The sequence below is a fragment of the Paenibacillus intestini genome (assembly GCF_030803945.1).
In the GTDB taxonomy this organism is placed as follows: Bacteria; Bacillota; Bacilli; order Paenibacillales; family Paenibacillaceae; genus Paenibacillus; species Paenibacillus polysaccharolyticus.
The window spans coordinates 58725-83721 of the sequence record NZ_JAURUN010000003.1 but is presented as its reverse complement, the minus strand read 5'-3'; the positions used below and the strand labels follow the sequence as shown (position 1 = coordinate 83721).

The 24997-nt window shown below is 48.6% G+C and carries 24 protein-coding genes and 1 riboswitch; of the genes, 3 read left to right on the top strand and 21 right to left on the bottom strand.

The genetic code is table 11. From position 1 onward, the window contains the following. Window positions 1-97: 97 nt before the first annotated feature. From J2T16_RS09635 to cobD, 11 genes are all read right to left on the bottom strand, one after another. Window positions 98-1642 carry a cobyric acid synthase gene (locus tag J2T16_RS09635; RefSeq protein WP_499018463.1) on the bottom strand — a complete coding sequence of 515 codons (1545 nt, stop codon included), beginning with the start codon at window positions 1640-1642 and terminating at the stop codon, window positions 98-100. Window positions 1643-1790: 148 nt separating this feature from the next. Next, window positions 1791-2690, bottom strand: a complete 900-nt coding sequence (locus J2T16_RS09630; protein ID WP_499018239.1) for an adenosylcobinamide-GDP ribazoletransferase — start codon at window positions 2688-2690, stop codon at window positions 1791-1793. Further along, entirely contained in the window at window positions 2687-3247 is a 561-nt protein-coding gene (gene cobU, locus J2T16_RS09625) for a bifunctional adenosylcobinamide kinase/adenosylcobinamide-phosphate guanylyltransferase (RefSeq protein WP_154958475.1), read from the bottom strand. Before cobU ends, J2T16_RS09630 begins: the two co-directional genes overlap by 4 nt. Further along, window positions 3244-4401 (bottom strand): nicotinate-nucleotide--dimethylbenzimidazole phosphoribosyltransferase, encoded by a 1158-nt coding sequence (cobT, locus tag J2T16_RS09620; RefSeq protein ID WP_336120805.1) that lies wholly within the window; start codon window positions 4399-4401, stop codon window positions 3244-3246. The genes cobU and cobT overlap by 4 nt, the downstream gene beginning before the upstream one ends. 46 nt (window positions 4402-4447) lie before the next feature. Then, window positions 4448-5260, bottom strand: coding sequence for an ABC transporter ATP-binding protein (locus J2T16_RS09615; RefSeq protein ID WP_221790404.1), 813 nt, complete (start codon window positions 5258-5260; stop codon window positions 4448-4450). Continuing rightward, entirely contained in the window at window positions 5257-6303 is a 1047-nt protein-coding gene (locus tag J2T16_RS09610) for a FecCD family ABC transporter permease (RefSeq protein ID WP_154982780.1), read from the bottom strand. The genes J2T16_RS09615 and J2T16_RS09610 overlap by 4 nt, the downstream gene beginning before the upstream one ends. After that, window positions 6300-7292 carry an ABC transporter substrate-binding protein gene (locus J2T16_RS09605; protein WP_499018238.1) on the bottom strand — a complete coding sequence of 331 codons (993 nt, stop codon included), beginning with the start codon at window positions 7290-7292 and terminating at the stop codon, window positions 6300-6302. The genes J2T16_RS09610 and J2T16_RS09605 overlap by 4 nt, the downstream gene beginning before the upstream one ends. 416 nt (window positions 7293-7708) lie before the next feature. Then, window positions 7709-7825: riboswitch (cobalamin riboswitch) on the bottom strand. Between the two features lie 190 nt (window positions 7826-8015). Further along, window positions 8016-8675: a histidine phosphatase family protein gene (locus tag J2T16_RS09600; RefSeq protein WP_499018237.1), complete on the bottom strand. Its 660-nt coding sequence runs from the start codon at window positions 8673-8675 to the stop codon at window positions 8016-8018. After that, window positions 8669-9646 (bottom strand): adenosylcobinamide-phosphate synthase CbiB, encoded by a 978-nt coding sequence (cbiB, locus tag J2T16_RS09595; RefSeq protein ID WP_221790425.1) that lies wholly within the window; start codon window positions 9644-9646, stop codon window positions 8669-8671. Before cbiB ends, J2T16_RS09600 begins: the two co-directional genes overlap by 7 nt. 37 nt (window positions 9647-9683) lie before the next feature. Further along, complete coding sequence (locus tag J2T16_RS09590; RefSeq protein ID WP_499018236.1) at window positions 9684-10481, bottom strand: adenosylcobinamide amidohydrolase; 798 nt, start codon at window positions 10479-10481, stop codon at window positions 9684-9686. Then, complete coding sequence (gene cobD, locus J2T16_RS09585) at window positions 10478-11668, bottom strand: threonine-phosphate decarboxylase CobD (protein ID WP_499018235.1); 1191 nt, start codon at window positions 11666-11668, stop codon at window positions 10478-10480. Before cobD ends, J2T16_RS09590 begins: the two co-directional genes overlap by 4 nt. A gap of 263 nt (window positions 11669-11931) precedes the next feature. Here cobD and lplA point away from each other — a divergent pair, with 263 nt between their 5' ends. After that, the gene (lplA, locus tag J2T16_RS09580) at window positions 11932-12936 is read left to right on the top strand and encodes a lipoate--protein ligase (protein ID WP_090918025.1); all 1005 of its coding nucleotides are present in this window, start codon (window positions 11932-11934) and stop codon (window positions 12934-12936) included. Window positions 12937-13265: 329 nt separating this feature from the next. Then, window positions 13266-14069 carry a Cof-type HAD-IIB family hydrolase gene (locus tag J2T16_RS09575; RefSeq protein ID WP_499018234.1) on the top strand — a complete coding sequence of 268 codons (804 nt, stop codon included), beginning with the start codon at window positions 13266-13268 and terminating at the stop codon, window positions 14067-14069. A gap of 315 nt (window positions 14070-14384) precedes the next feature. Here the strand turns inward: J2T16_RS09575 and J2T16_RS09570 are convergent, their stop codons facing one another. Next, a complete protein-coding gene (locus J2T16_RS09570; protein WP_090918031.1) occupies window positions 14385-15308 on the bottom strand; it encodes a DMT family transporter in 924 nt (307 codons plus the stop codon). Window positions 15309-15428: 120 nt separating this feature from the next. Between J2T16_RS09570 and J2T16_RS09565 the strand changes: the two genes are divergently transcribed. After that, a complete protein-coding gene (locus J2T16_RS09565; RefSeq protein WP_418792661.1) occupies window positions 15429-16850 on the top strand; it encodes an aminotransferase-like domain-containing protein in 1422 nt (473 codons plus the stop codon). 514 nt (window positions 16851-17364) lie between these two features. On the opposite strand, the gene J2T16_RS09560 is transcribed toward J2T16_RS09565, so the two are convergent. The 9 genes from J2T16_RS09560 to J2T16_RS09520 form a co-directional block, all read right to left on the bottom strand. Beyond that, window positions 17365-17991, bottom strand: a complete 627-nt coding sequence (locus tag J2T16_RS09560) for an ABC-2 transporter permease (protein ID WP_221790225.1) — start codon at window positions 17989-17991, stop codon at window positions 17365-17367. Then, entirely contained in the window at window positions 17984-18850 is an 867-nt protein-coding gene (locus J2T16_RS09555; protein WP_499018233.1) for an ABC transporter ATP-binding protein, read from the bottom strand. The genes J2T16_RS09560 and J2T16_RS09555 overlap by 8 nt, the downstream gene beginning before the upstream one ends. 5 nt (window positions 18851-18855) lie before the next feature. Then, window positions 18856-19230 carry a GntR family transcriptional regulator gene (locus J2T16_RS09550; protein WP_090918040.1) on the bottom strand — a complete coding sequence of 125 codons (375 nt, stop codon included), beginning with the start codon at window positions 19228-19230 and terminating at the stop codon, window positions 18856-18858. A 238-nt stretch (window positions 19231-19468) separates the two neighbouring features. After that, complete coding sequence (gene clpP / locus J2T16_RS09545) at window positions 19469-20050, bottom strand: ATP-dependent Clp endopeptidase proteolytic subunit ClpP (RefSeq protein ID WP_123063326.1); 582 nt, start codon at window positions 20048-20050, stop codon at window positions 19469-19471. Window positions 20051-20068: 18 nt separating this feature from the next. Then, on the bottom strand, window positions 20069-21052 hold the full coding sequence (locus J2T16_RS09540) for an RNA polymerase sigma factor (RefSeq protein ID WP_499018232.1): 984 nt from the start codon (window positions 21050-21052) through the stop codon (window positions 20069-20071). Between the two features lie 164 nt (window positions 21053-21216). Continuing rightward, complete coding sequence (locus J2T16_RS09535) at window positions 21217-22011, bottom strand: MBL fold metallo-hydrolase (protein WP_499018231.1); 795 nt, start codon at window positions 22009-22011, stop codon at window positions 21217-21219. 234 nt (window positions 22012-22245) lie between these two features. Then, complete coding sequence (locus tag J2T16_RS09530) at window positions 22246-22692, bottom strand: hypothetical protein (RefSeq protein WP_499018230.1); 447 nt, start codon at window positions 22690-22692, stop codon at window positions 22246-22248. Window positions 22693-22818: 126 nt separating this feature from the next. Next, complete coding sequence (locus J2T16_RS09525; RefSeq protein ID WP_499018229.1) at window positions 22819-23886, bottom strand: sulfate ABC transporter substrate-binding protein; 1068 nt, start codon at window positions 23884-23886, stop codon at window positions 22819-22821. 46 nt (window positions 23887-23932) lie between these two features. Continuing rightward, window positions 23933-24997 carry a sulfate/molybdate ABC transporter ATP-binding protein gene (locus J2T16_RS09520; protein ID WP_154890902.1) on the bottom strand — a complete coding sequence of 355 codons (1065 nt, stop codon included), beginning with the start codon at window positions 24995-24997 and terminating at the stop codon, window positions 23933-23935.

Sequence of the window (24997 nt, the reverse complement as noted above, 5' to 3'; positions counted from 1 at the left end):
TGAACAGGTCGCGGGTCATGGGGGTGTTTTTTGCTATTCATCCATATTTCTCACTCGGATCATTACAGATAAGTCCTGAACAAAGTGCACATGTTAATTATTCAGGCTGTGTCACGCCCATAATCTCATACACTCGTTGCATATCCAGTGATGAGCGCAAAGATGTGGCTACTCGATCAAACTCCATTTCTTTGCGCTCCTGAGCACTGTATGTTTCCTCCAGCGGTGCAAGTCCCTTTGCTGTACGCAGTCCGTTCAACCAGGAACGCCGGAATTGATCACTTTCAAACAAACCGTGCAGATACGTTCCCCACACTTTCCCATCTGATGTGCCCCATCCTTCCAAAAATGCTTGTCCGCCAGCATGAGCGATCTCAAACAAAGCGGTTACCTGTTCAGGTTCGTGACATTCCGTTACACCCATATGGATTTCGTATCCCTTAACAGATATGGCCGAAGGCTCAACTTGTTTTCCACCATGTAGCCGAATGGGATGTTCAGGCTGTACGTTACCCATAGCTCTGACCGTCTGTTTGTGCTGAAGAAATGTTGTTGATAAAGGCAGTTTGCCAAGTCCCACCGCTTCCTGAGCTTGGTTTGCCTCGACAGCATACGGATCAACCAAGTGTTGCCCCAGCATTTGATATCCACCGCATATACCCACAACTTGAACATGTTCAAGCTCTGAGTGAGAATGGATCGCCTGTTCCAATCCCGATTCTCGTACATAAATCAGGTCTCCGATCGTATCTTTTGTGCCTGGCAAAACAATGGCGTCTGGGCTACCCAATTCCTCCGGTGAAGTCACATAACGTACATTCACGTCCGGTTCACGGGATAATGCATCGAAGTCCGTGAAGTTGGAGATGCGCGGATAACGAATGACAGCGATATCCAGTTCTGTCTCTTCTTTTTTGCCATGTCGAAGAGAGTCCAGCACCACCGAATCTTCTGCCTCGATCTGAATATCTCTTATATAGGGCAGCACACCCAGCACAGGTATTCCAGTCCGTTCTTCAAGCCAGTCTAACCCCGGTTGCAACAGAGAGAGATCCCCTCTGAACTTATTGATGATAAATCCTTTTACACGGGCTTTCTCATGTGACTCCAGCAGTTCGAGCGTACCCACGATCGAAGCAAACACGCCGCCACGATCAATGTCAGAGATCAGAATAACCGGCGCATCGGCCCAGCCAGCCAGGTTCATATTCACAATATCCCGATCTTTGAGGTTAATCTCTGCCGGACTGCCTGCTCCCTCCATTAAAACGATGTCATATGTATCGCGCAACCGATTTAATGCATCCATTACGGTCTGCTTCGCTTCAGGTAAGAAATGCTGACGATAATCCGATGCGCTCATCTGGGCAAAAGGAACACCATGCACCACGATCTGTGAATGCATATCCCGCACAGGTTTGATTAGAATCGGATTCATATCGGTCGTAGCTTCAATGCCACAGGCTTCAGCCTGTGCCCCCTGCGCCCGACCAATCTCCTTGCCGTCTTCTGTAACATAAGAGTTCAGCGCCATATTCTGTGATTTGAACGGAGCAGGGCTGAAGCCATCTTGCTTGAAAATCCGGCACAGTGCCGTTGTAATGACACTCTTACCTACATCAGAAGCCGTGCCTTGCAGCATGAGTACAGCCGCTGGTTGTTTTACCTGATCTTCCACGGTCCCTCACCCCTGTCTTTCGCGCGATTAACTTGCTACATAACGATAATGCTCAAACCAAACGAAAATTCTCCAATGGAATTTTGGGCAGCCCACCTCTACACCTCAACCTCTACAGCCAAAACAGTCCTTGAAGCACGCTTAATACCGTCAATAAAGCCGCTTCCAACAGTTCGTTCATGGCACCATATGTATCTCCAGTAAGCCCTCCAAGCCGGGCACTGATCCGGGTAGCAACAAATCGCCCTATATAATAACACGCCACAGGCAGTACGATAACTGACGTTACAGGATACAACCACCAAGGGAGTGACCCAAACCCGCTGACCATGGCATCGGCAATAGCAATATCCGGTTTAAACAGCCATACGACAGCAATTGTAATAACGCCTAAGACCAGCGTAAGTCCAATCGCAGCGCTACGTGCTCGCTGGACTTCATTCCGCTCCCCGAGCCCTTTGAATAGAACGGCAAGCCCATCATCCCCACGAGCATTAGGCCAGGCTGACATGGCATAGACCATAAACCATCGGCTCCAGATCATAGGCAAAATCAGCAACGCACCGTACAACCAGTTCCCACGGGCAATCATATCGGCAATCAGCGCCGCCTTCATCATAAGGAGCAGCACACAGGCAATAACCCCCATCGCGCCCACTCGGCTGTCTTTCATAATCTCCAGCATTCGCTCACGGCTGCGGTAACTGAGCAGGCCATCTGCTGTATCCATCCATCCGTCGAGATGCAATCCTCCGGTAAGCCAGACCCATACGGTCAAGGTCAGAACCGCTGCCGGAAAAGCCGGAAGCAGGGCACCGCTCAGTGCGGCGACCAGCCACAGGCAGAGACCAATTGCAGCACCGACCAGTGGATAATACACCACACTTTCGCGTAGCAATGGCGGAACAAAATCGAGCTGCATTTTCACAGGAAAACGAGACAGAAATTGAAAGGCCGCTGCAGCCGCATGTTTCCGCTGCGGAACGGCTGAACCCGCTGAGCCATGCTTCATAAGCGATACTCCTTACTTTTCAATTCGATTGGAATGCCTACCGTCACGAGAAACACCTCACGACAGATTGCTGCAATGCGCTGATTAAGAACACCTGCCAGATCACGATACACACGACCAAGCTTGTATTCGGGTACAATTCCATCCCCTACTTCATTGGTAACCAGCACAAGTAATCCGGGATAGGTTTGGACCGCTTCTACCAGTGCATCCAGATGACCTTGCAACACATGACCTTCGTCATGTTCATGGGCCAATAACACATTCGTCAGCCAAAGTGTCAAGCAATCCACCAGAATCGTTGGTGCGGACGTTCCCGTATGCCCTTCCCCCATCTGCTGAATTAGAGCAGGCAAAGCCAAGGGTTCCTCCATCGTACGCCAGAGGTAACCGGAATCTTCACGTTGCTTCTGGTGCATTGCTATGCGTTCACGCATCTCGTCATCATACGCCTGAGCAGTTGCTACATACCAGGCTTCGGAGGAACGCTGCATGCATAGACGTTCGGCAAACGAACTCTTACCACTGCGAGCACCGCCAGTAACCAATACACTCATCGGGAGCCATCTCCCTGAATAGGTGAGACCGTTAAAATGGAGGAACCAGTCGAATGCTCTTTCTCACTGGAATCAGAGTCGGAAGCCTGATTCGTTCCGTCTGACACACCCGCACTTGCAAAGGTCGCCATTTCATTCAAAATCAGACATGCTGCATCAATGAGATGCAGACTGAGTACTCCACCTGTGCCTTCTCCAAGGCGCATATCCAGATCCAGCATCGGCTTCAAATCAAGTTCACGTAGCAGAGCCGCATGTCCATTCTCATGGGAGGTATGGGAAGCGATCATATAAGCCGTACTCAGGGGAGCCAGCTTTCTTGCGATTAGTGCCGCCGCAGTCGAGATGAAACCATCTATAACAACTGGACAACGATGGGCCGCTGCTGCGAGAATAACGCCCGCGAGTCCTGCAATCTCCAATCCACCCACCTTGCATAGCACATCCAGCGCATCCTCAGGGTCAGGTGTATTAACACTCAAAGCCTGACTTATAACAGCAGCCTTGCGTAGCATACCTGCATCATCCAAGCCAGTCCCTCTCCCAACAGCTGATGCTGGTGCAATACCAGTGAGCGCACTCATCACTGCGGCGCTTGCCGTTGTGTTGCCAATCCCCATTTCTCCGGTGACAAACAACCCTGTCCCTTTTGCTACTTCCGCGGTAACGACATCCACACCTACTAAAATAGCCTGAATCGCCTCATCCCGAGTCATCGCGGCTCCTTGAGCCATGTTGGCCGTGCCTTTACGAATGTTGCGGGAGAGCAGGTTAGCGTGATCAAGGTCAGCATTTACACCGACATCGACACAGATCACCTCCGCTCTGGCATGACGAGCAAGGACATTGACTGCAGCGCCTCCAGCCAGAAAATTCATGACCATCTGCGGTGTAACCTCGGCTGGAAAAGCACTGATCCCTTCAGCTACGACCCCGTGATCCGCAGCCATAACGATCACAGCCCTGCGATCAAAACGCGGACGTGCCTGCCCTGTCATCCCTGCCAATCGAATCACAAGGTCTTCCAATTTGCCGAGACTACCAGGTGGCTTTGTGAGTATATCCACATGAGCAGACGTTTCGGCAGCAATGGTTGGGTCAGGAGCAACAATCTTATTTAATACTTGCTCCAGCTTCTGTTCTTCTGTCTTCATTCAACCAGCACTTCCTTCATCAAAATAGAGGCTCTCTCGTCCTCATTTAATCCATGTCCCGCCGCAACAACAGTTGGGGAACAGCATGATCCGGATGGGATACCATCGCAGGTTTAACGCGAAAAATCTCTTGAATCTGCTCTCCCGTCATTAAACTATGAGGTGTTCCCTCTCCCACTACCTTCCCCTCACGCAAAGCCAAAATACGATTGCAGAACAACGCAGCCAGATTGAGATCATGCAACACCGCTACAATCGTGATACTGCTCTTCTTCTGCCATGCCGCTAACAACTCCATAAACTGCAATTGATATTTGATATCGAGAAACGTCGTTGGTTCGTCCAGCAATAATAATCGCGGCTCCTGTGCCATGACCTTGGCTAGGGCCACTCGCTGCCGTTGTCCGCCGCTTAGGGAATCCAGCGGCCGATCCGCAAGTTCCATTAGTCCCAGCTCTTCGAGCACTCTGTCCACCACACGTGCTCCATCCGCCGTTTCCCGGCCTAACCAATTTTGGTACGGATACCGTCCCATTTCGACGACATCCCGAACCGGATAGGAGATTGCGGGTAAGCCATCCTGCTGCAAAACCGCGATCATCCGTGACAGTTCCTTACGGCCGTAAGATCCGATATCACCACCAGCGATGCTGATCTGGCCTTCACTTAACGATTCCGTTCCTGCTATAAGCTGGAGTAATGTTGATTTCCCGCTTCCGTTTGGGCCAACGACACCCCACCAATCTCCTTCTGCGATCTGCCAATCGGTAGGATGCAGGGCATGATGTTCACCGTATGTTTTGCCCGCCCGGACAACAGATACTAGAGAAGCGGCAGCATAATTTTTGTCGGTCGTCACGGCATCATCCCCTTCTGCAGCTTTTTGTTCCGATGCAGCAAATAGGCAAAAAACGGAGCGCCGACAAAAGCAGTCACGACGCCTAGCGGTATTTCAGTCGGTGCCAGCAAGGAGCGAGCTATGGTGTCTGCCCATACCATAAAAATCGCACCGCCAATCGCAGACAAAGGTACCAGCAAGCGATAGTCCGGCCCCACCAGCAAGCGCAAAATATGCGGAATTACCAAGCCAACAAATCCGATGACTCCCGAAACCGAAACAGCTCCTGCCGTTAGCAATGTGCCTACAGCCAGCACAGATAACTTGAGCCTGTCCACACCAACACCAATATGCGCTGCCTGACGTTCACCCAGTGCCAAGACATTCAGCGAACGTGCCCGGCTCCATAGAAAGATCAGTCCAAGCAGAAAATACGGGAAAAGGATGGTCGTATACGACCACCCGCGCAGTGCCAGACTTCCCATCGTCCAGTATATAATTTCATTGATTGTCTGCTTCGACATGGTCGATAGGAAGGAAACGACCGCCCCCAAGAAACTTTGCATGACCACACCTGCCAGAATGAGGCTATGCGTTGGTATTTTACGTCCTTCACGAGCCAGCGACAGCACGAACCATAACGTGACTACCCCGGTCAAAAAAGCAACCAGCGGCAGTGTCCAAATACCAATGATAGCGTACTGCAAACCAAAGAATATCAGGAACGCCGCCCCCACCGAAGCACCAGAGGAAACCCCCAGTGTGAATGGATCAGCCAGAGGATTGCGTAATACACCTTGAAACCCCGCCCCTGCAATTGCTAGTGAAGCACCTACGAGCATCGCAAGCAAGACACGCGGGAAACGCACCTTCCATATGATTTGTTCGGCGGCCTTGTTCCAATCAGGTGTAATCCAGTCGCCCACCCATGGCAATTTGTGAACGAGAATACCAGCGATGTCCCGGATGGGCAACGCCACTGAACCGATGCCCGTGCAGATGAGCACGGTAAGCACCAGCAGCGCCATGCCCATCGTTCCGAACAGGATCAGCTTTCTGCTCATTTGAACAGGTCAGGATAGATCGCTTTGGCAACATCTTTCAACCCTTGAGTTACGCGCGGTCCTGGACGGCTCAGCAAGTTAGCATCCAGCCCAATCACAGCATTGTTTTTCACCGCCGTAATTTGATCCCAGCCGCTACGTGCCTTGATGATCTGATCCAGCGTCTTGTTGTCCTCAACTACGTCATTGGCGTACAGGATAACATCCGGGTTCGAGGCGATAACATTTTCTTCGTTAATCTGATACCAGCTCTCTTTGTCAGCAGCAACATTGATGCCCCCGGCTACGTTGATCAGTTCGTCCATAAACTCACCTTTACCTACCGTCCAGCCTGGGGAGAACTCGATGTATACTTTTTTCTTCTCTTCCGGTTTCACGGCTTTTACCGCTTCGGTTACATCTGTTACTTCCTGCTTCATCTGTGTGATGAGCTTCTGTGCCTGCTCCTGATGATCGGTAATTTTACCGAAGGTTTCGATATTATTCATTACATCGTCGATGGATTTAGGATCCGTTTTGAAAATGGTAATGCCCAGATCACGCAGCTTTTTCACTGCATCCTCGCTCAATGAAATGCCTCCGAATACGATATCCGCATCTGCTGCAATAACAGATTCTTCATTCGGCTTGTTAATGCCGCCCATTTTTGCTTTTGTTTTCGCCGCTTCCGGGTAATCGTCATAGTCGGATACGCCAATAATCTCATTATCCAGTCCGAGGGCAAACAGCGACTCCGTTTCAGCTGGAGATACAGAGACGATTTTGGTTGGTGCTTTTTCAAAAGTGAAAGACTCACCCGTTGCGTCCGTAACCGTAAGTGGATATTGGGTTTTCAAATCCGTTTGCGTTTGTTCCTGCGACTGCTCCTGTGCAGGCTGCTGTGAGCTGCCCGCACCTTCTTTTGTTGCGGTATTACCGCATCCAGCCAGCGCCAGTGCCAGCATTGCTGCGCTCAACAGTGATGTGAGTGCTTTCCAGTTCTTAATCATTGATTTAAACTCCCCTTCTCTATCTGTACTATTGTTGTTGCTTATTACCTTACTCTTATTGCTCTACCCCATCTTGGTGTTTAGATGAAACGAAAATGCAGACGTGTACACGTTTAACGGAGAGTGCAGAACCAATTTGGAGAAACGAAGTGTTCGCATTTATCACCGGATTTTTCCCTTTGAAAAGGAATCAAAAAATCTGGGGATAACAGCGATCGGAAAATGGTACTGCAATCGGAGTGGCCTCGTGTAACATAGTACTTTTCAACACATCGTGTACAACAAGAAAAATCCCTTATCCTTAAAACAAGGATCAGGGATGACGTCTCGCATACGGCAATCTGTACATGTAACAGCGGCTAGCTGTCCATGCGCACAGAATGGCCCGAAACGTTGTCCTTTCCTCGAAGGAACACCGGCTTGTACGTCCAGGGCTGGTAATCTGACTTACAGGATGGCTCCTGTTTCACAGTGGCGGGACCGTGCCGGATTTGCACCAGCTTCCCCATTTTACCCTTGTGCGCATGATAACTTGTCCTTGTTCTTCATGAACAACGGCTTGGCACGCGGGACCCTTGGTCGCTAAAGATGGTTAATTCAGATCAAACATTGTCGCAGTGCTCTTCGCACGAATCACGTCAGTTCAGGCGTCTCAGCCCATCATACCCAATATGTCCGTCCGAGTCACACTTCTGTTGTGATTATAGGGTATATTGCAGCACCTTACAACCCGATGTACGGAAAATCCATTCGTCTGCCAAGCCAGTGATCCCCTTTCTTTTCAAGATCAACCTGAATAGCCTGTCCAGGGATGACATGTGTATCCCAAAACCCGACGCCATGGATGAGCCGGGACATCATATAACGGATGACACCGCCATGTGACACAATAAGTGTCTTGTGTGAATTTTCGTGTGAATGCTCCGACCAGATCTGTTCGTACAGAAAAGAATCCACTCGTTCCGCAAAAGTCTGCCACGCTTCTCCTTCAGGCGGAGTTACCTTGTGTGGATCATCAATCCAGTCCCGGTACAAGAGATTATCCTTCAATTGCTCATAATTCAGGCCTTCCCATTGTCCGAAATCATTCTCGCGCAGGCGCGAATCAAACTTCGCCTGTTCAATCAGCTGCGGTGCAATGTGTGCCAGCGTCTGGCGACAACGAAGCAGGTCACTGCAATACACCGTATTCCATGTAAGCTCGCGACACTGCTCGCGTAGCTGAACCAGCTCTTCTTGTGCATCAGGCAACAGCCCCATGTCGGTATGCCCCAGATACTTTTTTTCCACATTCCACTGGGTTGTTCCATGACGGATCAATACGATGCTACGCTTGTACGGAGACTGTTTTGATCCAAGCTGTTCTAATTCTTTAATTACCACAATAGCGCACCTCCTGCTAACCACACACCCAAGGATGCTATGAAACAAAGGCCCACAAAAGCTCCCGCCGACCAAAACATCAGCCGCGTCGTTCGCACGATATCTTCCGACTCCATCGGCCGCGTAGCCTCGCCCATATAAGCTCGAAATGAAGCAACGCCGTGATACACGTTATGCCCGCCCAGCCGAATGCCTAGTGCTCCAGCGACTGCCGACTCGGGAAAACCGCTATTCGGGCTGGGGTGTAGTCTCGCATCCCGGGCAACCATACGCGCTGCGCCTTTGGCATCCAGTTTCAGCACCCATGCGCCTACAATTAACAGCAAAGCGGTCATGCGAGCGGGAATCCAGTTAGCCCAATCATCCAGCCGTGCGGAGGCCCACCCAAGATGCAGATATTTCTCATTTTTATATCCAACCATGGAATCCAGCGTATTGACGGCACGGTAGGCCATAGCCAGCGGAGCACCACCAATGAGTGCATAGAATAGCGGCGATACAATGGCATCCACAATGTTTTCTGCAACGGTCTCCACCGTTCCCCGAACTACCTCCGGCTCGTCCAGATGTGCCGTATCACGTCCCACAATCATACCGAGTGAACGCCTGGCTCCAGGCCAATCCTGCTCTTTCAGATGGCGGTACACTTCCATGCCTGCATCACGCAACCCTTTGGAAGCAATCGTTGTTGCGATCAGAACAATTTCGGCTGCAGCCGCAAAGATCGGATGAATCAGACCTAATAGAAACAAAAGCCCCCATGTGACAGCAAAAGAACCTCCCGCAATCAAGATCGGGAACCAGATCCCCGCTTTTTTCAGTCCTTTATTTGTATGTACACGTGCCCTAATAATACGCTCCAATGCCGAGATGCCTTTCCCCATTCCAATAACGGGATGCGGAATCCAGCGCGGGTCTCCGATGCATCGGTCTAATATGTATGCAAGAATGATGATCCACGCTCCAGACATGCCAATCCAGAACGATGATGTCCATAGATGCTCCAATTCAAATGTCATTACTGTGTCCGTTCCTTTCTTTCCATTGCAATCCGGCCTGTAGGCTTTCTGTCACCGTGTCATATACGAGTCTGCCGATAACCGCTCCCAATGCAGTAGCCGTGCCCGCATATGAGTGAAGCGGCTGGCTATCATCTGCAGAAATCTGACGTACAGCAAACACAATGGCATCGGTTGTTGTACCTGTGGCAGGAAGTCCGTTCTCCGAATCGGCAATACCTGCATCGGCAAGGGCAGCGGCCTTGGCCTCCACGGCCGTCTGAACCGCATTAACCATCGCTCCAGGGGTCATCTGTCCGTTGAACCACAGCATGATATTAATCGTACCAGGGATATATGGAATTCTGTTTTGTTTTTTCCCATGGACATCAAACACGGTTCTATCGGAACCTGCTCGTGCTGCATTGGATACGCCGGCAGTTATACAGCACAATAGACCAAATGCCGAACTCGAATACTCCTGAATGGAGGTATGCTCCAATCTGACCGCAGTTAACAATCCGGCACACTGATCGGCTTGCTCTTGCCATTCATACAGCGCCTCTGCGATATCACGGGGTGGATCATCACATCGGTAATGTTTGTCCACATAGATGTTAAAGACACGGTTTAATTCAAGCATCCCGCCGCCATATACAGCGCTGGAAAGTGCGAGAGCAGGTTGTGGACTCTGAGCTTTAACATGCCGTTCATCGGCAGCGATGTGCAGACCCGGCCAGGAAGAGGACACGTAGATATTCTCGTCTCTATTTCCATCTGTAAAATAGTTATAAAACGGGAGTGTCACAACCGCTTCCCTCCCTTTATTTTTTCAAAATGTTGCGTATGCCCCTGCTGAATCCCCTGATCGACAGATGCCATATCCACGTCCTGATCCCCGCTTTGTTCAAGCACACTTCCGAGCACGTCAAGCAACCTATCGTTGGCTTCAGCACCTTTGACCGCAAAACGTACATGTCCTGCCTCAAGCCCCGGATACATGGCACAGCTACGAATCAGAATACCCCGCCGCCCCAAAGCTTCCTGCATAGAAGCTGCCGTCCAAGGCTCTGGCACACGCACCAAAATGAAATTGGCTTCACCAGACGTTACGCTACACCCATACGACTCCAGTACCTGGATTAAACGTGTCCGTTCAATCGTAATCTGCGATATCGTGTCCAGCTCGAACCGTTCCCCGCTGCGCAGACAGGCTTCCCCTGCAATAAGAGCCAGTCCGTTGACACTCCAGGTGACTTGTTTCTCCGTCATCGCCTGTATGTACTTCGAATGACCTATAGCATATCCGAGACGCAAGCCCGGAATCGCATAAAACTTCGTCATCGAACGGATGATGATCACATGCGGATATTGATTCAGATCAGGAGCAAGTGACTGTCGCAGAGCCGGTGGAATAAAATCGATAAACGCTTCATCAATAACGAGCACGGTACCCGTCTTTTCGGCTTTCCGTGCTAACCTATGCAGTGTCTCCACCGGATATTGTACACCGTTTGGGTTGTTTGGCTGTCCAAGAAAGAGCAGGTCTACCTTTTCCATCAACTGTTCGATATGTTCAGCTGGCGCTTTCCAATTCAGCTCTTCAAGGCCTTCTGTATGCAAAGTCTCCGCACCGAATTGCCGTGCCAAAGCGCGATATTCCGAGAAACCCGGTTCCACTGTTCCAACCTTGCGCGGAGCAAGTGCCAGCAGGATCAATGCCATACTTTCAGCCGCACCATTCCCTACGGAAATTTGCTCTTGTGTTACTCCCAAACGTTCACCCAGAAGCGCTTTGAATCCCCGATGGCCCGGGTCAGGGTAACGAAGCACCGAATGCAGACCTTGCTGTAATGCTTCCAAAACCTCTTTGGGAGGGCCTAAAGGGTTGATATTAGCGCTATAATCCAGAAAATCCGCTGCATTGCCTCCAAACCTCGAAGCTGCGGTCTCCACATCTCCACCATGTCCGAACACTTCGATATAACTGGTCATTCTTCCGTCATCCTCTCTGTATCTTCTTTTTATTATGAATGGCGTACGTGGGATGGGTCAATCCTGTATTCCTTCTCCATTCATCTGGTTGTCATGAGTCGGGCCCAAATCCGCCTTTATCTACTTGTTTTCTTTGTGTCCCAACGACAATTCGTTTACAATAGAAGAGGAATTTCAGAAACTTCAGTTTTCTGATTCTTTTGTACGAGTATCACTACATAAGGGGCTACGCGCCTCTCACATACATTAATGGAGGAATGACCATGCTGTTTGTAGATAACCAGGGCATTACAGATCCTTCTGTAAACCTCGCGATTGAGGAGTACATTTTGAAACATCTGCCGATGGAGGATGACAGCTACCTGCTGTTTTACATCAACCGTCCGTCAATCATCATTGGCAAACACCAAAATACGATTGAAGAGATTAATATCGAATACGTTCAGGATAACGGTGTGCAGGTGGTACGTCGTCTTTCCGGGGGCGGGGCGGTGTATCACGATCTGGGCAACCTTAACTTCAGTTTCATTACCGCGGATGACGGTCAGTCCTTCCATAACTTCCGCAAATTCACCCAGCCTGTAGTTGAAGCGCTGCACGAACTTGGCGTCAATGCCGAGTTGACTGGGCGCAATGATCTGCAAGTCGGCGAAAAGAAAATTTCGGGCAACGCCCAATTCGCTACCCGCGGACGCATGTTCAGTCACGGCACGCTGATGTTTGATCTGAATCTGGAGCACGTTCAGGCATCTCTGAACGTCAATCCCGAGAAATTCAAATCCAAGAGCACCAAGTCGGTACGCAGCCGCGTTGCCAACATTCGTGATCTGATTGACACCAATCTGACGATTGAAGAGTTCCGTGATGAGTTGCTTCGTCACATTTTCCGCATGGAGCCGCAGGACGTTCCTCAGTACAAGCTGACCGAGAAGGACTGGGATAAGATTAAAGAAATTTCAGCGGAGCGTTATAACAATTGGGACTGGAACTATGGTCTGTCACCGGAAAGCAATGTGAAGCATACCCGCAAATTCCCGGTGGGCATCATCGATCTGCGCATGAACATCAAGGATGGGCGTATCGAAGATATTAAAATCTTCGGCGATTTCTTCGGTGTTGGCGATGTAGCGGATATCGAGGACATGTTACGCGGCAAGCGTTATGACGAGACTGAAGTGCGTTCAGCCCTGGAAGGTCTCGATGTGAAACATTACTTCGGCAACCTGGAGCTGGAAGACTTTATCGGTCTTGTTTTCCTGGAAGAGTAAATAAAGAAGGAAATACGACATTTAGATGGGTACAGGTTGTTTGAACGAATTTTCGATGACACCTCTAACGGAAAAGGCAGAACTATTCGTTTACAAAATAACGGAGAAGACAGAAAAAACCTGGAGAAGTGAAGCGTTCGCCTTTATCACCGGATTTTCTCCCTTCTAAAAGGGATTCAAAAAATCTGGGGATAACAGCGATCGGAAGGTTATTCTGTCTTCGGAGTGTTCGTGTAAATCATCGGTGGTTCTGCGTTTGGAGTGACTCGTGTAATCTATTTATTTCGTTCAATGAAATAGACACAGCTAAAAAAGGAGAGAAACATCATATGACTTACAAACTCATTGCTATCGACATCGATGACACTCTGATCAACGACAACAAAGAAGTTACACCCGCTACGCAAACGGCTTTGGAACAAGCGGTAGCACACGGAGTAGTAGTAACCCTCGCAACTGGACGCGCTTACGCTTCCGCACAGGCACTTGCACGCCAAACCAAGCTGAACGTGCCGATTATTACGTATCAGGGGGCTTTGGTGAAAAACCTGCTTGATGAAAAAGTGCTCTATGAGCGCTATGTGCCGCAAGAAGCTTCCCGCAAATTGTTCGACTACTGCCTGGAGAAAAACTTGCATCTGCAAACGTACATCGACGACAAGCTGTATGCTCGTGAAGAAAACCAAAAACTGCTTGATTATGCCAAACTAAACGGCACGCAATATTACATCGAGTCTGACTTCATCAAAGTCATTGAACAACCAACACCAAAACTGCTCATTATTGATGAGCCGGATTATTTGGACCAAGTCGCTGTAGAGCTTCGTGAACTGCTGGGATCTGAAGTGCACATCACCAAATCCAAGCCGTATTTCCTCGAAATTATGCATAAAGAAGGTACTAAAGGTCATGCTCTGACGTTCCTGGCTGACCATTTCGGTCACGAGCTTAGTGAGTGCATCGCCATCGGCGACTCCTGGAACGATCACGAGATGCTGGAAGTTGCCGGTCTTGGTGTAGCGATGGGCAATGCCATCCCTGCCCTGAAAGAATTAGCGGACTATATTACGGCGAGCAATAACGAAGACGGTGTTAAAGAGGTTATCGAGAAGTTTGTACTGAACGCGGAATAAACCAAAGTAGTTGTACAAAAACAAGAAAGCCCGGATATCACAATGATTTGTGGTTCCGGGCTTTCTTGTTATTTTTTATTTTTGGCAAGCAATACTGCGGTTAAAAAAGAAATCTGTAACGACACAGTAATTGCAACCGAAACCATGATATTCGTTGAATCGGATATATGAACGAAAAATAAAACAAGAATGAATACCAAGATAGAAAGAGCCACACTGGCTACGAAGTTCAGGAAGATTTTTCTCATAACTATACACGACTCCTCAAAGTAAGTACTCTTACTATCATACTATAGAGGAGATTCATCCGGTATTCTAGGAGCCTTGCACAATCACCTTCGTACGTCTCCCTTTCTTCAACCAGCCGCTCACCTTCTCATTCATGGTTAACAGCCCCGAGATAACCAAAACGACACCGACCCACGTCACCCAGCTGACATGCTCTCCGTACACGATCGCACCGAGCCCAACGGCAATTGGAGGCGATATGTATAACCAGGTTGCCGGGAACAGCGGATTAGTGCGTGACATAATCCAATAGAACAGACTGTGCCCGACCATTGAACCGATGACCGTCAGATAGATTACGGACGACACGGCCGGTAGCACATCCAGTGCCGACATATTCCAGGATTCCGTCAGTGCAGAGAGGATAAATAACAGCACACCGCCATACATCATCTGCACCGCATTAATGGCAACAGGATTCATCTCACTGAATTGATGAATGACTTTTTTGGAATATAACGTACCTGCGGAATAACAGACTTCCCCCACCAGTACCGCGATGCATCCCCATAAAAATAAAGAACCTGCACCAAGCGATACGCCTGGCAAAACGACTAGTACGACACCTGTAAACCCGATCAGGCAGCCAATCACCATGCGGGCAGAGGTTTTCTGCCGCAATAATGCCGTTTGCATGAGCATAATCATCAGCGGTCCTGTTGCCGATAGAATAGCTCCTACACCGGAACTGACATGTTGCTCCGCCCAATATAACGTAGCAAAGGTCGCAAATGTCAGACCTGCACCTGTAATCAGCATTTCTTTGCGGAATAACAGGGACAAGTTCACTTTCCCCTTCATCCACATCCATGTAAACATTAAAGCTCCCGCAATCACAAACCGCAGTCCAGCAGATAGAAAAGGCGGCATGCCTGCCTCCACACCAATTTTAATCGCCAGAAAAGTTGTTCCAAAAACGAGACACATTACGGTAAATGCAATCCCTACCATGTTAACCACTCCTTTATCTGTTCTCCATCATAGCTCATGGTCTATAGAACAGAATGAACAAAATAGAACAGTTACCTCCCTTTTGCTGTTACAATGGAGATCAAAAGGAGCGTGGGTCGGGTGAGCAGAACGGTAATGATGGCAGACAACAGCATGAAACGGTACGAGCAAGTTATCCACTATCTCATGGTACGGATTGAGGCTGGGGAGTGGGTTGAACAGGAAAAACTGCCTTCGGTACGAAGCTTGTCCGAACTGCTCGGCGTACACCGGCTAACGGTTTTCAAAGCGTATCAGGAGTTAAAACAACGTGGGATCGTCTATGTTAGAGACAAATCTGGTTATTACGTCAGTCCAGCCAAACCACTATCCGATACAGATCAGGGAGATGATCCCTCCGTGTCGGCCTGGCTCCATTGGGACACACTTGACCGAGTCCAATCACTGGAAGCGGAATATCAGTTTTCCAAATCATTAATCGATCCTGCACTACTACCCAACCGATATTGGGGCGAATTGATGCGCGATCTGTTAGATCAATATCCTCGTCTACTCGGTACGTACTCAACGATCCAAGGCGATCTAGAGCTTCGTACCAGTCTGGCCAGCCATTTGACGGCAAAAGAACGCTTCTACCTGTCCTCTGACGAAGTACTGATTACATCCGGTGCTCAACAGGCGATTGATGTCATCTCCCGTGCACTGGTCAAGCCTGGAGATCGGGTACTGATTGAGCGACCAACTTACGGCCCTGCCATGGAAATTTTCCGCAAACAGGGTGCACGGCTTGTTTTTACCGATATCCATCCCGAAGGGTATGATCTGGAGCAGATTGAGCATCTGATGAAAACAGAGAAGCCACGCCTCTTTTATATGACACCGACGTTCCAAAACCCAACAGGCATCAGCATATCTGTAGAGCAACGCAAACAGTTACCTGAACTGGCTGAACAATATGGCTGTTTCCTGGTGGAGGATGACAGCACATACGATATTTATTTTAAAGAAAAACCGCCTGCGCCAATCTTCACTTATGATACTTCTGGACATACACTGTACATCCGTAGCTACAGCAAATATGTTGTTCCGGGTCTGCGAATCGCAGCCATTATGTGCCGTTCACATCTCATGGCAGGACTCCAGGCGATCAAAGCCCTGACAGATAACGGATCACCACTTCTGAATCAGAAGCTGTTTCTTCGTTATTTCCAGTCGGATCGTATGCATCAGCATCTGTCCAAACTTCGAACTGCGCTTCAACTTCGAATGGAAGTGATGGAGCAGTGTCTGCTGGAGACAGACTGGACATGGACACGCCCCGAGGGCGGTCTGAACATCTGGGCCGAGCTTCCCGAGGGGATCGACACAGGTAGGTTGTTACACCAAAGCATGGAGCACTCCATTGCTTTTGTGCCTGGCACCGTGTTTGATCCCTCACACGCATCAGGTAGCCGCAAACTCCGTCTCTCCTTCTCCTACGCCCGTGAACAGCAGATTCGGGAAGGCATGGACAGACTGATCACTTTAGCGGCGAGAAGTTAAAAAGAAACTTCGTTTTGAATCGATGAAGAGAACTAGTAAGAGCAACAAAGACTCGAAGGAGTACCGGAATTCAGGCTGGATAAGGAAGTTTGGAGAGTGGATTGAACCTCGCCAAGTCTTAGAAGTGTGCAGAATTCTGAATGTACCCACTAACAGTGGGTCAACGAAAGCTCAGAGAGTCAACGAAAATGGGGAAAGGTGTCCAAGGCTTAGGTCAGACCACTTTTTGTCTATAATCAAAACGGCTGTTTCCTCTGTGGGCACATCGATGTCCACTTCATGCCAACGCTAACGATCACCAGAAACCTTATTTAGGCGTTTTTCACAACCTAAAAAATGTAACGATCACCAGTGACCTTATTTCAATGGAAACATGTGATTTTTACCCATTTTCCATCGAAATAACTAAAATAGCATCTCCTGAGATCGTTACATTCTTAAATCACCTGAAATGGAGCAAATAGGCTCATCTGTGATCGTTAGCGCCCGCTTCGAGTCCCTAAAGTCAATCCGCTCACAGATCTTTTCTCTCAAATAACCGGATCGTGACGACATACGAAACAAAAAACAAGGTCACTATGGCTATGGCAATCCCCACGATAATGGGTGTTGTGATCAGCCCATCTTTACCCGCAACATCAAGAATAAACGCAGTCGGTTGAGCAAGAACAATTAAACAAACGAAGAAAACCGTATTAATAATGCCTGCTCCCTTTTTGCTGAGTGCATAGAAAAGTGGCATATAAATAGATACCAGTATAAATACCAACCCCATAGAAATAAGGATATCCAACAGGGAATAATGAGGTTTGTTGAGTTCAGGATAATTCAGGTTAACAATCGTGTGAATGCCGTAGGATACAAGCACTCCAAACAGGGAATAGAGAATGGAAGACAGATACTTTGCTTGCACGATCTGTTTGCGACTGACTGGAAGTGTAACTAAAAAGTTATGATTATGGTTTTTGATATCAATCATCGTAGCTAGCATAATCGAGCCAAAAGCCGTATAAATCCCTACGAGATACATGGACATTTCCATCTTCGGAATAAACGCCCAACTGAAAATCACCACATACAGAGCAATAATCCACAAAGAACTTCTCAGTGCAATAAAGTCTTTACGAAGCAGATTAAGCATGTTGACGCCCCCCTTTTGCCGTGAAATAAATCAAGTCTTCCAACGCCGGCCTATGCAAAAGAGCCTCACTGCCGAACATGCGCTGTGCCTCCACTTTGTTGTCCGATAACGCTTCAAAACCAATCGTTGTTTCACGTATGCCAACGAATTGACGCCGGGTATCCGCATCCAGTAGATCCATATCGCCTTTCACAATGGTGTAGCGCTCAAGTACGTCGTCTTTGGCCTCATTAAAAATCAGCTTGCCTTGATTAACAAAAGCGATATAGTCCGCGATCCGCTCCAGATCCGTCGTAATATGTGTCGAGAAAATGATGGATTTGGCCTCGTCCTGTATCATGCCGGCCAGTAGATCAAGCAGCTCTCTCCGAAAAACCGGGTCAAGACCGGATGTTGGTTCATCCATGACAAGCAGATCGGCATCATGAGACAAGGCAACCGCAAGCGAGAATTTGATCTTCATGCCTTTGGATAAATTCTGGATTTTCTTTTTTGGAGACAATTCGAATTGTTCCAAATAACTCTTGAATACGGCATGGTCCCAGCGACTGTAAAAAGGAGCGATTAACCTTGACATCTCCCTGATGGTCAAATGTTCATAATAAAAGCATTCATCGGACACAATACCGAGCCGCTGCTTGACAGCCACATCACCGCTCGGATTCTCACTGCCCAGCGTTCGCAATGTCCCCTGATCAGGATGGATGAGTCCGGTAATCATTCGGATTAATGTACTTTTTCCAGCTCCGTTTGGGCCAATGAGCCCTGTGATAAATCCCTGTTTCACATCTGTGGATATGTTATCCACCTTAAATAACGGATACCCTTTCGTAACATTCCGCAATTCTATCGCATTCATCTTGCCTATTCCTCCTCTAACAGCAAAGTAAGATGATGAATCAAATCCTGTGCGCTCATGCCCAGTTCCTTGCTCTCCTGAATAACCTCAAGCATCTTCGCTTCTAATTGCTTCATACGTCTCTCGCGGATAAAATCCTGATTTGCACCGGATACAAAACTTCCCTTGCCAACCACGGAATCAATCAGTTGCTCTTTTTCCAGTTCTTCATACACACGTTTCGTCGTAATGACGCTGACTTGCAAATCCTTCGCAAGTTGACGGATGGAAGGAAGATGGTCTCCTGCTGCCAGTTCTCCGTTCAGAATGCTCTGCCGAATCTGGGATAAAATCTGGATATAGATGGGATCGCTCGATGCATTGGATATCCGTATATTCATGTTCGTTCCTTCACCTCATTGCCATTGTTTCATATAAATAACCAGGCATAGTGTATATATATAATATACACACTATACCTGGTTAAGGTCAACCTATTTTTATCCATTTTTCTTCTCTCCATCAGAAAATACAAAAAAAAGAACGACAGTCCGCTGTCGTCCAAATCTTTACATTCGTTGTTTCGATTATATTTGTTTTCTGTTCCACTCGCTTCTTCAGTTTCATTTACGGTGACACTTACGCACCTGTAACAACCTTATCCACCAGACCATATTCCACCGCTTCGGCTGCGGTGAGGAAATAATCGCGGTCAGAGTCTTTTTCAATGCGCTCCAGTGGCTGGCCTGTATGGTCTGCAAGCAACTGATTCAGACGCTGGCGGTGCTGGATAATACGGTTAGCATGTATCAGCATATCTGATGCCTGTCCGCGTGTGCCGCCATGCGGCTGATGAATCATAATTTCACTGTTCGGTAACGCCATTCGTTTCCCCTTAGTGCCTCCCACCAGCAAAATCGTACCAAAACTCGCCGCCATACCGGTGCAGATCGTCGAAATATCTGGCTTCACAAACTGCATCGTATCATAAATGGAGAAACCTGCTGTCACCGATCCCCCCGGACTGTTAATGTACATCTGAATATCTTTATCCGGGTCCTCGGCACTCAAAAACAATAATTGGGCCACAATGGCATTGGCCATCTGATCTTCAATCTCTCCTGACACCATAATGATGCGGTCCTTCAGCAAACGTGAATAAATATCATAACTCCGCTCACCGCGAGCGGTCTGTTCAACAACGTAAGGTACTACGTTCATATGTGTCGCCTCCTTATATTAGGCAGCCATGATGACCGTATACGCACTTCCATAAGACATTGGATTCGTGCTCGAAGTGACATAACCGTACATCACTGGCTGCATCGCTCGAGACGGCAGAACCTGTTGCAGAATCGTACCCGCCACAGCTATCGGATCATGCATACGGTTCAGGCACAGATCAATTAGACGTGCAGTATCTCCTTGACGGAAAGCCATCAGATAATTGCGGAGCTGCTCTTGCTCCAGATCTGCGGACTCTTTCATCGTCCCCTGTTCCAATGCAGCATCCATCCCTGCTTCCTCCAATGTATGCCTAACCTTGGTTAAAGCTGTACGGGCACGGCTTAATGCCGCTTTTACAGCACCTTCGGTTGTATGCAGCATCTCAGCGGTTTCTGCCGCCTTATATCCCATGATTTCACGTAATATATAGATTGCTCGTTGCCACGGTGGCAAGGTGTGAACTAACAGCTGCACCGCAGACTCCAGCTCTTCAAATGATTCTTCTTCCGTACATTCGGACATCACAGATTTCATCTCCGCGAGAATAGATCGAAGCTTCTCCTGCTTACGAATTCCATCAATCCATGTATTGCGTGCAATCCGAATCAGATAAGCCTCCCAATTAAACGACGCGTTTGATCTTTCGGAAGCTTGCACCACCTCTGACGATAATCCCTTAAGACAGGTTTCCTGTACGAGATCCTCTGTCTCTGTCACTGATTTGGTCAATGACAAGCAATATGCATAGAGTGAAGCCATCAAATCAGGCAATATATCGTGCAACATGGGGTGCGAAATACGTTTCCCATCAGCATCCTTTGTACAATCCATATCATATCTCTGATTCGTTGTAGTAATCTGATTTATTGGACTAGCTTGATTCATTTGATTGGTAATTCCGCCATCTCCAACATGATCCGTCTTGTAATTACGCGTGTTACTCCATTCATGCTCAAGTCTGTTGACTTCGCAATCTGCGGACTTCACAAAGGCCATCTCGGGGGCCCCCCTTTGCTGGTTCCTGATTAAGTGTTTCATTATGTAAACGAAGAACCTCCTGAAAAGGATACGCTCTTCTAAATTTATTTTTTACAACAAAATCTATTCCTCAACCTCAAATTCTCCAATTTCAATGCCGAATCCTGATTTCACATCGAATCTTAGCCCAGCGTCACCGTCATGCCTGTTCGTGCTATGGTAATGCCCTGATCCAGTTTATAGTCCTGCCTTACATCTACATCATGGGACATATGTGTAAAATAGGTGTGTCCCGGCTTCAACTCTAGCAAAAGCTCCTGCGCCTCCTGCATATCATACACCGAACGCGTCGAAAACTCCGCCAGCTCATGCACAAAACTTGTGCCCAATACCAGTAGGTCCAGTCCGCGCAACAGTTCCTGCTCCTCTTCCTTCAAATCTATAGCGTCCGAGCAGTACGCCCACGCATAACCCTCACGCTCCAGCCGATATGCATAGGAAAAACCGTTATGTCCATGACACACTTTCCAGGAACGAACCTTCCATCCACCGAGTTCAATCCCGTTATCCGTTTCCATAAAATCCATGTGACGAGCGAGCCACGGAAATTGTCCCTGTATCGTAACAATTACCTCACGCGGGGCATACAGTTTGCCCTTCATGCCTAGCCAGCGGCACGCATCCGCCCATTCCGGCAGGCCGCCAATATGATCAAAATGCGCATGTGTAATCAGCAACGTATGCACCATGCGCATTCCCTGATCTTCCATCTGGGAACGCCAGTCCGGCCCGCAGTCGATCATAAACATCCCGTCTTCAGGCTGATCTTCCACGTGACTACCATCATGAATCATGACCGATGAACGTTTTCGTCGATTTTCTCCTGTCTGCCTCGCCTCTGCACATACCTCACAACTACAATACACCCTTGGGACACCCATGGCGTCGCCTGTGCCCAGAAATGTGAGCTGATTCATTCCGCATTCCCCTCTCGCTCCCTGAAGCCGATTCAGCTCAGATGTGATGTCTCTTCCTTCGTTATCAACAAAGTTGTGCCACAAATATTTTATGTAAATTGTAATCCCCTACCTCCGCTTTTGCAAAAAAAAGACTCCCCCACTCGCAGCTCATCACAGCTGTCCGGGAAAGTCTGTCGTCTGACCGGGCTGGAGAAACCCAGCCTCAGACATGATGATTCCGTATGCGTCCGCTCACACCAGCGCACGCAGTTTCAACGTCAGTTCACGGCCAGCAGGAACCTCTAAGGCATCCGTGATGACCCAGTTCCATGCCAGACGTTGCTCTAGCACCTCAGCCTGTTCTGCAGTCAACTGCAAACCGGTAATGATCCCCTCACCGACCGTGAAATCCTTGTCTACTTGCAGATTAAATGCTTTTTCCAGCCAGATGCCAAGTCCTCCACGCGTATTAAACGTAATTCGATACCCGTTCCGTACAGCCTCTTCCAAATTCTCACCATGCTCGTCCGCATAGGAGAAAAACGTATCGTACCGATAATGCTCTTCGGATACGCTATCAAATGCCGCTACATCCTTGGCTTGAATCGCTTTTAATATATCCGCGTCTGACATGCCCTTGCCGCGGGCCTGCTCCAGCCGAATCGCTGTGCTTTGGGACAATTTGATCTCTGTACTCATTACGGTCACACCTCTCTGCAATTACGATTATGCCAACATGTGTATTAGTATACTTCCTATTATAACCTTTTCGTAGTAAAAAACCTCCATCTCGGCATGCCGTAAAATGAAGGTTCACATTAGCTGCTACAGTCCCGCCAGTACCTGATACCATACGCCGCGCTTGGAATAGAGCGTCTTACGAACCTCATCCCATCCACCCAGATAGTTGATATCAAACAGTCCCGCTGGTGTCGGGAACGATTCTTTCGTCTCGGCAAATACATCCGGGTCTACCGAGCGGAAGCCGTGTTTCGCAAAAATACGCTGCGCTTCAGGTGTCCGCAAGTATGCGATAAAGGCTTCCGCCAGCTCCCGATTGCCATGTTTGTCAGCGTATTTATCCACCACCACTGCAGGATTTTCGATGAGTATCGTATCTTTCGGCACCACGATATCATAATCTACACCCTTTGCGATTCGAGCGAGCAATTCATTTTCGTATGTTACGATGACGTCCCCTACACCGTATTCAAATGCCGCCATCGAGGAACGGCCACTCTTATCCAGGGATTCAACGTTCTGGTGCACCTCTTCCAGAAATGCTTTGGCTGCGGCAGGGTCTTTCTTGCCCTCTTTCTCCTCCGAAAGCTTCAATCCTGCACCATAGATTGCATTAATATCCCACTGTGCACCACCGGATGTTTTCGGGTTAGGATACAGCACCTTTACGCCAGGCTTGGTTAAATCCTGGAAATCTTTAATCCCCAGTGGATTGCCTGCTCGTGTACCTAAAACAACAATCGAACGGGTAATCATGCCCTCATTCGGCGTTTGTTTCCAATCCGTAGTGACCAGCTTGGCCTTCACCAGTTTATCGATGTCACTTTCCATCGCCAGCAAGGCTACATCCGCTTCGAACCCGCCGACGATCGCTCTAGCTTGAGTTCCTGAGGCTTCATAAGACTCTTGAAAATTAATGCTCTGTCCCGTTTTGGCTTTCCATTCTGACTGGAACTTGGGCAACAGTTCACCTACCGCATCCTTCGCTACGCTATATGCACCAATAACCAGTGTGTTCGAAGAATCCCCACTCGAAACCCCGGCTGGCTGCCCTGGCTCCTGCTTGCTACATCCGGCAGTCACACAGACGAGCACAAGCATCAGGATCACGTATAGAGGTATAAATTTCTTATTGTTTTGGCTCGTCTGCATGGCCGCTCCTTCTTTCATTTCTGCTTTATTCTTAACATAACAGGCTCTAGATCATGACAGGCATCGGATCTTCTTTAAGTCGGTTCTCAACAACCCAGCTCTCCGAGTCGTTGAACAAATAGGCGCGGTGCACAAGCACACGAATCGTTTGCCCGATCTCCAGTGTCGTTTTCTCCAATGAGCGATAGGTGATGAGCTTATGTCCCTCCACCTCAACTTCAACCATCCATTCACTACCGCGGAAGTGAAGATGTTTCACAATGCCTTTTTCCGTTGCAGACAACATCGTGAACTCGTTTTTAAGTCCAATCTCGATATACTCCGGTCTGATCAGTGCGCGCGTATTGCCACCATGCACAGCATGTTCGAAACCTTTCAGCTGAGAGGCATCCTCCACCACGGTAGACTCCCCAATAAAAGTCGCTACGAATGGGGTCTGCGGGTTTTTATAAATATCCCAAGGAGTACCCTTTTGTTCCAAACGTCCTTGGCTGATAATCATAATCTCGTCTGCGACTTCAATCGCTTCATCCTGGTCGTGAGTAACAAAGATGGACGTGATGCCTACCCGCTCGATCAACTCACGCAGCCATGAACGAAGCTCTTGACGGATCTTTGCATCAATGGCCGCAAACGGTTCATCCAACAGCAACAGCTGCGGCTCTGGCGCAAGCGCTCTGGCAAAAGCTACACGCTGACGTTGTCCACCCGACAACTGGTGCGGATAACGCTGTTCGAAACCTTTCAGCCCAGTCAGCTCAACGAGTTCCATCACACGATCACGAATCTGGGCTTTGGGTGTCTTTTTCACCTTAAGGCCAAACGCAATATTATCAAAAACACTCATATGTTTGAACAACGCATAGTTCTGAAATACAAATCCAATGCCTCGCTCTTGAGGCGGCAGATGATTCACGACTTTTCCGTGGAAGCGGATCTCCCCCGAGCCTGGGCTTTCAAGCCCTGCGAGCATACGCAGAATCGACGTTTTCCCGCCTCCGCTGGGTCCAAGCAGACCGATCAGATGGCCTTTGGCAATATCGAACGAGACATCTTTCACCGCATGAAAATCACCAAAGTGTTTGTTCAGATCACGAACTTCTACATGCAT

Excerpts from the sequence above, each read along its gene's own strand:
- J2T16_RS09540 (WP_499018232.1), bottom strand. The coding sequence starts at position 21,052 with ATGGCCTTTGTGAAGTCCGCAGATTGCGAAGTCAACAGACTTGAGCAT.
- J2T16_RS09555 (WP_499018233.1), bottom strand. The coding sequence starts at position 18,850 with ATGAATGCGATAGAATTGCGGAATGTTACGAAAGGGTATCCGTTATTT.
- J2T16_RS09570 (WP_090918031.1), bottom strand. The coding sequence starts at position 15,308 with ATGGTAGGGATTGCATTTACCGTAATGTGTCTCGTTTTTGGAACAACT.
- J2T16_RS09530 (WP_499018230.1), bottom strand. The coding sequence starts at position 22,692 with ATGAGTACAGAGATCAAATTGTCCCAAAGCACAGCGATTCGGCTGGAG.
- J2T16_RS09575 (WP_499018234.1), top strand. The coding sequence starts at position 13,266 with ATGACTTACAAACTCATTGCTATCGACATCGATGACACTCTGATCAAC.
- cobT (WP_336120805.1), bottom strand. The coding sequence starts at position 4,401 with ATGAAGACAGAAGAACAGAAGCTGGAGCAAGTATTAAATAAGATTGTT.
- J2T16_RS09560 (WP_221790225.1), bottom strand. The coding sequence starts at position 17,991 with ATGCTTAATCTGCTTCGTAAAGACTTTATTGCACTGAGAAGTTCTTTG.
- clpP (WP_123063326.1), bottom strand. The coding sequence starts at position 20,050 with ATGAACGTAGTACCTTACGTTGTTGAACAGACCGCTCGCGGTGAGCGG.
- J2T16_RS09605 (WP_499018238.1), bottom strand. The coding sequence starts at position 7,292 with ATGATTAAGAACTGGAAAGCACTCACATCACTGTTGAGCGCAGCAATG.
- J2T16_RS09550 (WP_090918040.1), bottom strand. The coding sequence starts at position 19,230 with ATGAATATACGGATATCCAATGCATCGAGCGATCCCATCTATATCCAG.
- cobU (WP_154958475.1), bottom strand. The coding sequence starts at position 3,247 with ATGAGTGTATTGGTTACTGGCGGTGCTCGCAGTGGTAAGAGTTCGTTT.
- J2T16_RS09520 (WP_154890902.1), bottom strand. The coding sequence starts at position 24,997 with ATGCATGTAGAAGTTCGTGATCTGAACAAACACTTTGGTGATTTTCAT.
- J2T16_RS09630 (WP_499018239.1), bottom strand. The coding sequence starts at position 2,690 with ATGAAGCATGGCTCAGCGGGTTCAGCCGTTCCGCAGCGGAAACATGCG.
- J2T16_RS09535 (WP_499018231.1), bottom strand. The coding sequence starts at position 22,011 with ATGAATCAGCTCACATTTCTGGGCACAGGCGACGCCATGGGTGTCCCA.
- cbiB (WP_221790425.1), bottom strand. The coding sequence starts at position 9,646 with ATGTCTGGAGCGTGGATCATCATTCTTGCATACATATTAGACCGATGC.
- J2T16_RS09610 (WP_154982780.1), bottom strand. The coding sequence starts at position 6,303 with ATGAGCAGAAAGCTGATCCTGTTCGGAACGATGGGCATGGCGCTGCTG.
- J2T16_RS09635 (WP_499018463.1), bottom strand. The coding sequence starts at position 1,642 with ATGCTGCAAGGCACGGCTTCTGATGTAGGTAAGAGTGTCATTACAACG.
- J2T16_RS09525 (WP_499018229.1), bottom strand. The coding sequence starts at position 23,886 with ATGCAGACGAGCCAAAACAATAAGAAATTTATACCTCTATACGTGATC.
- cobD (WP_499018235.1), bottom strand. The coding sequence starts at position 11,668 with ATGACCAGTTATATCGAAGTGTTCGGACATGGTGGAGATGTGGAGACC.
- lplA (WP_090918025.1), top strand. The coding sequence starts at position 11,932 with ATGCTGTTTGTAGATAACCAGGGCATTACAGATCCTTCTGTAAACCTC.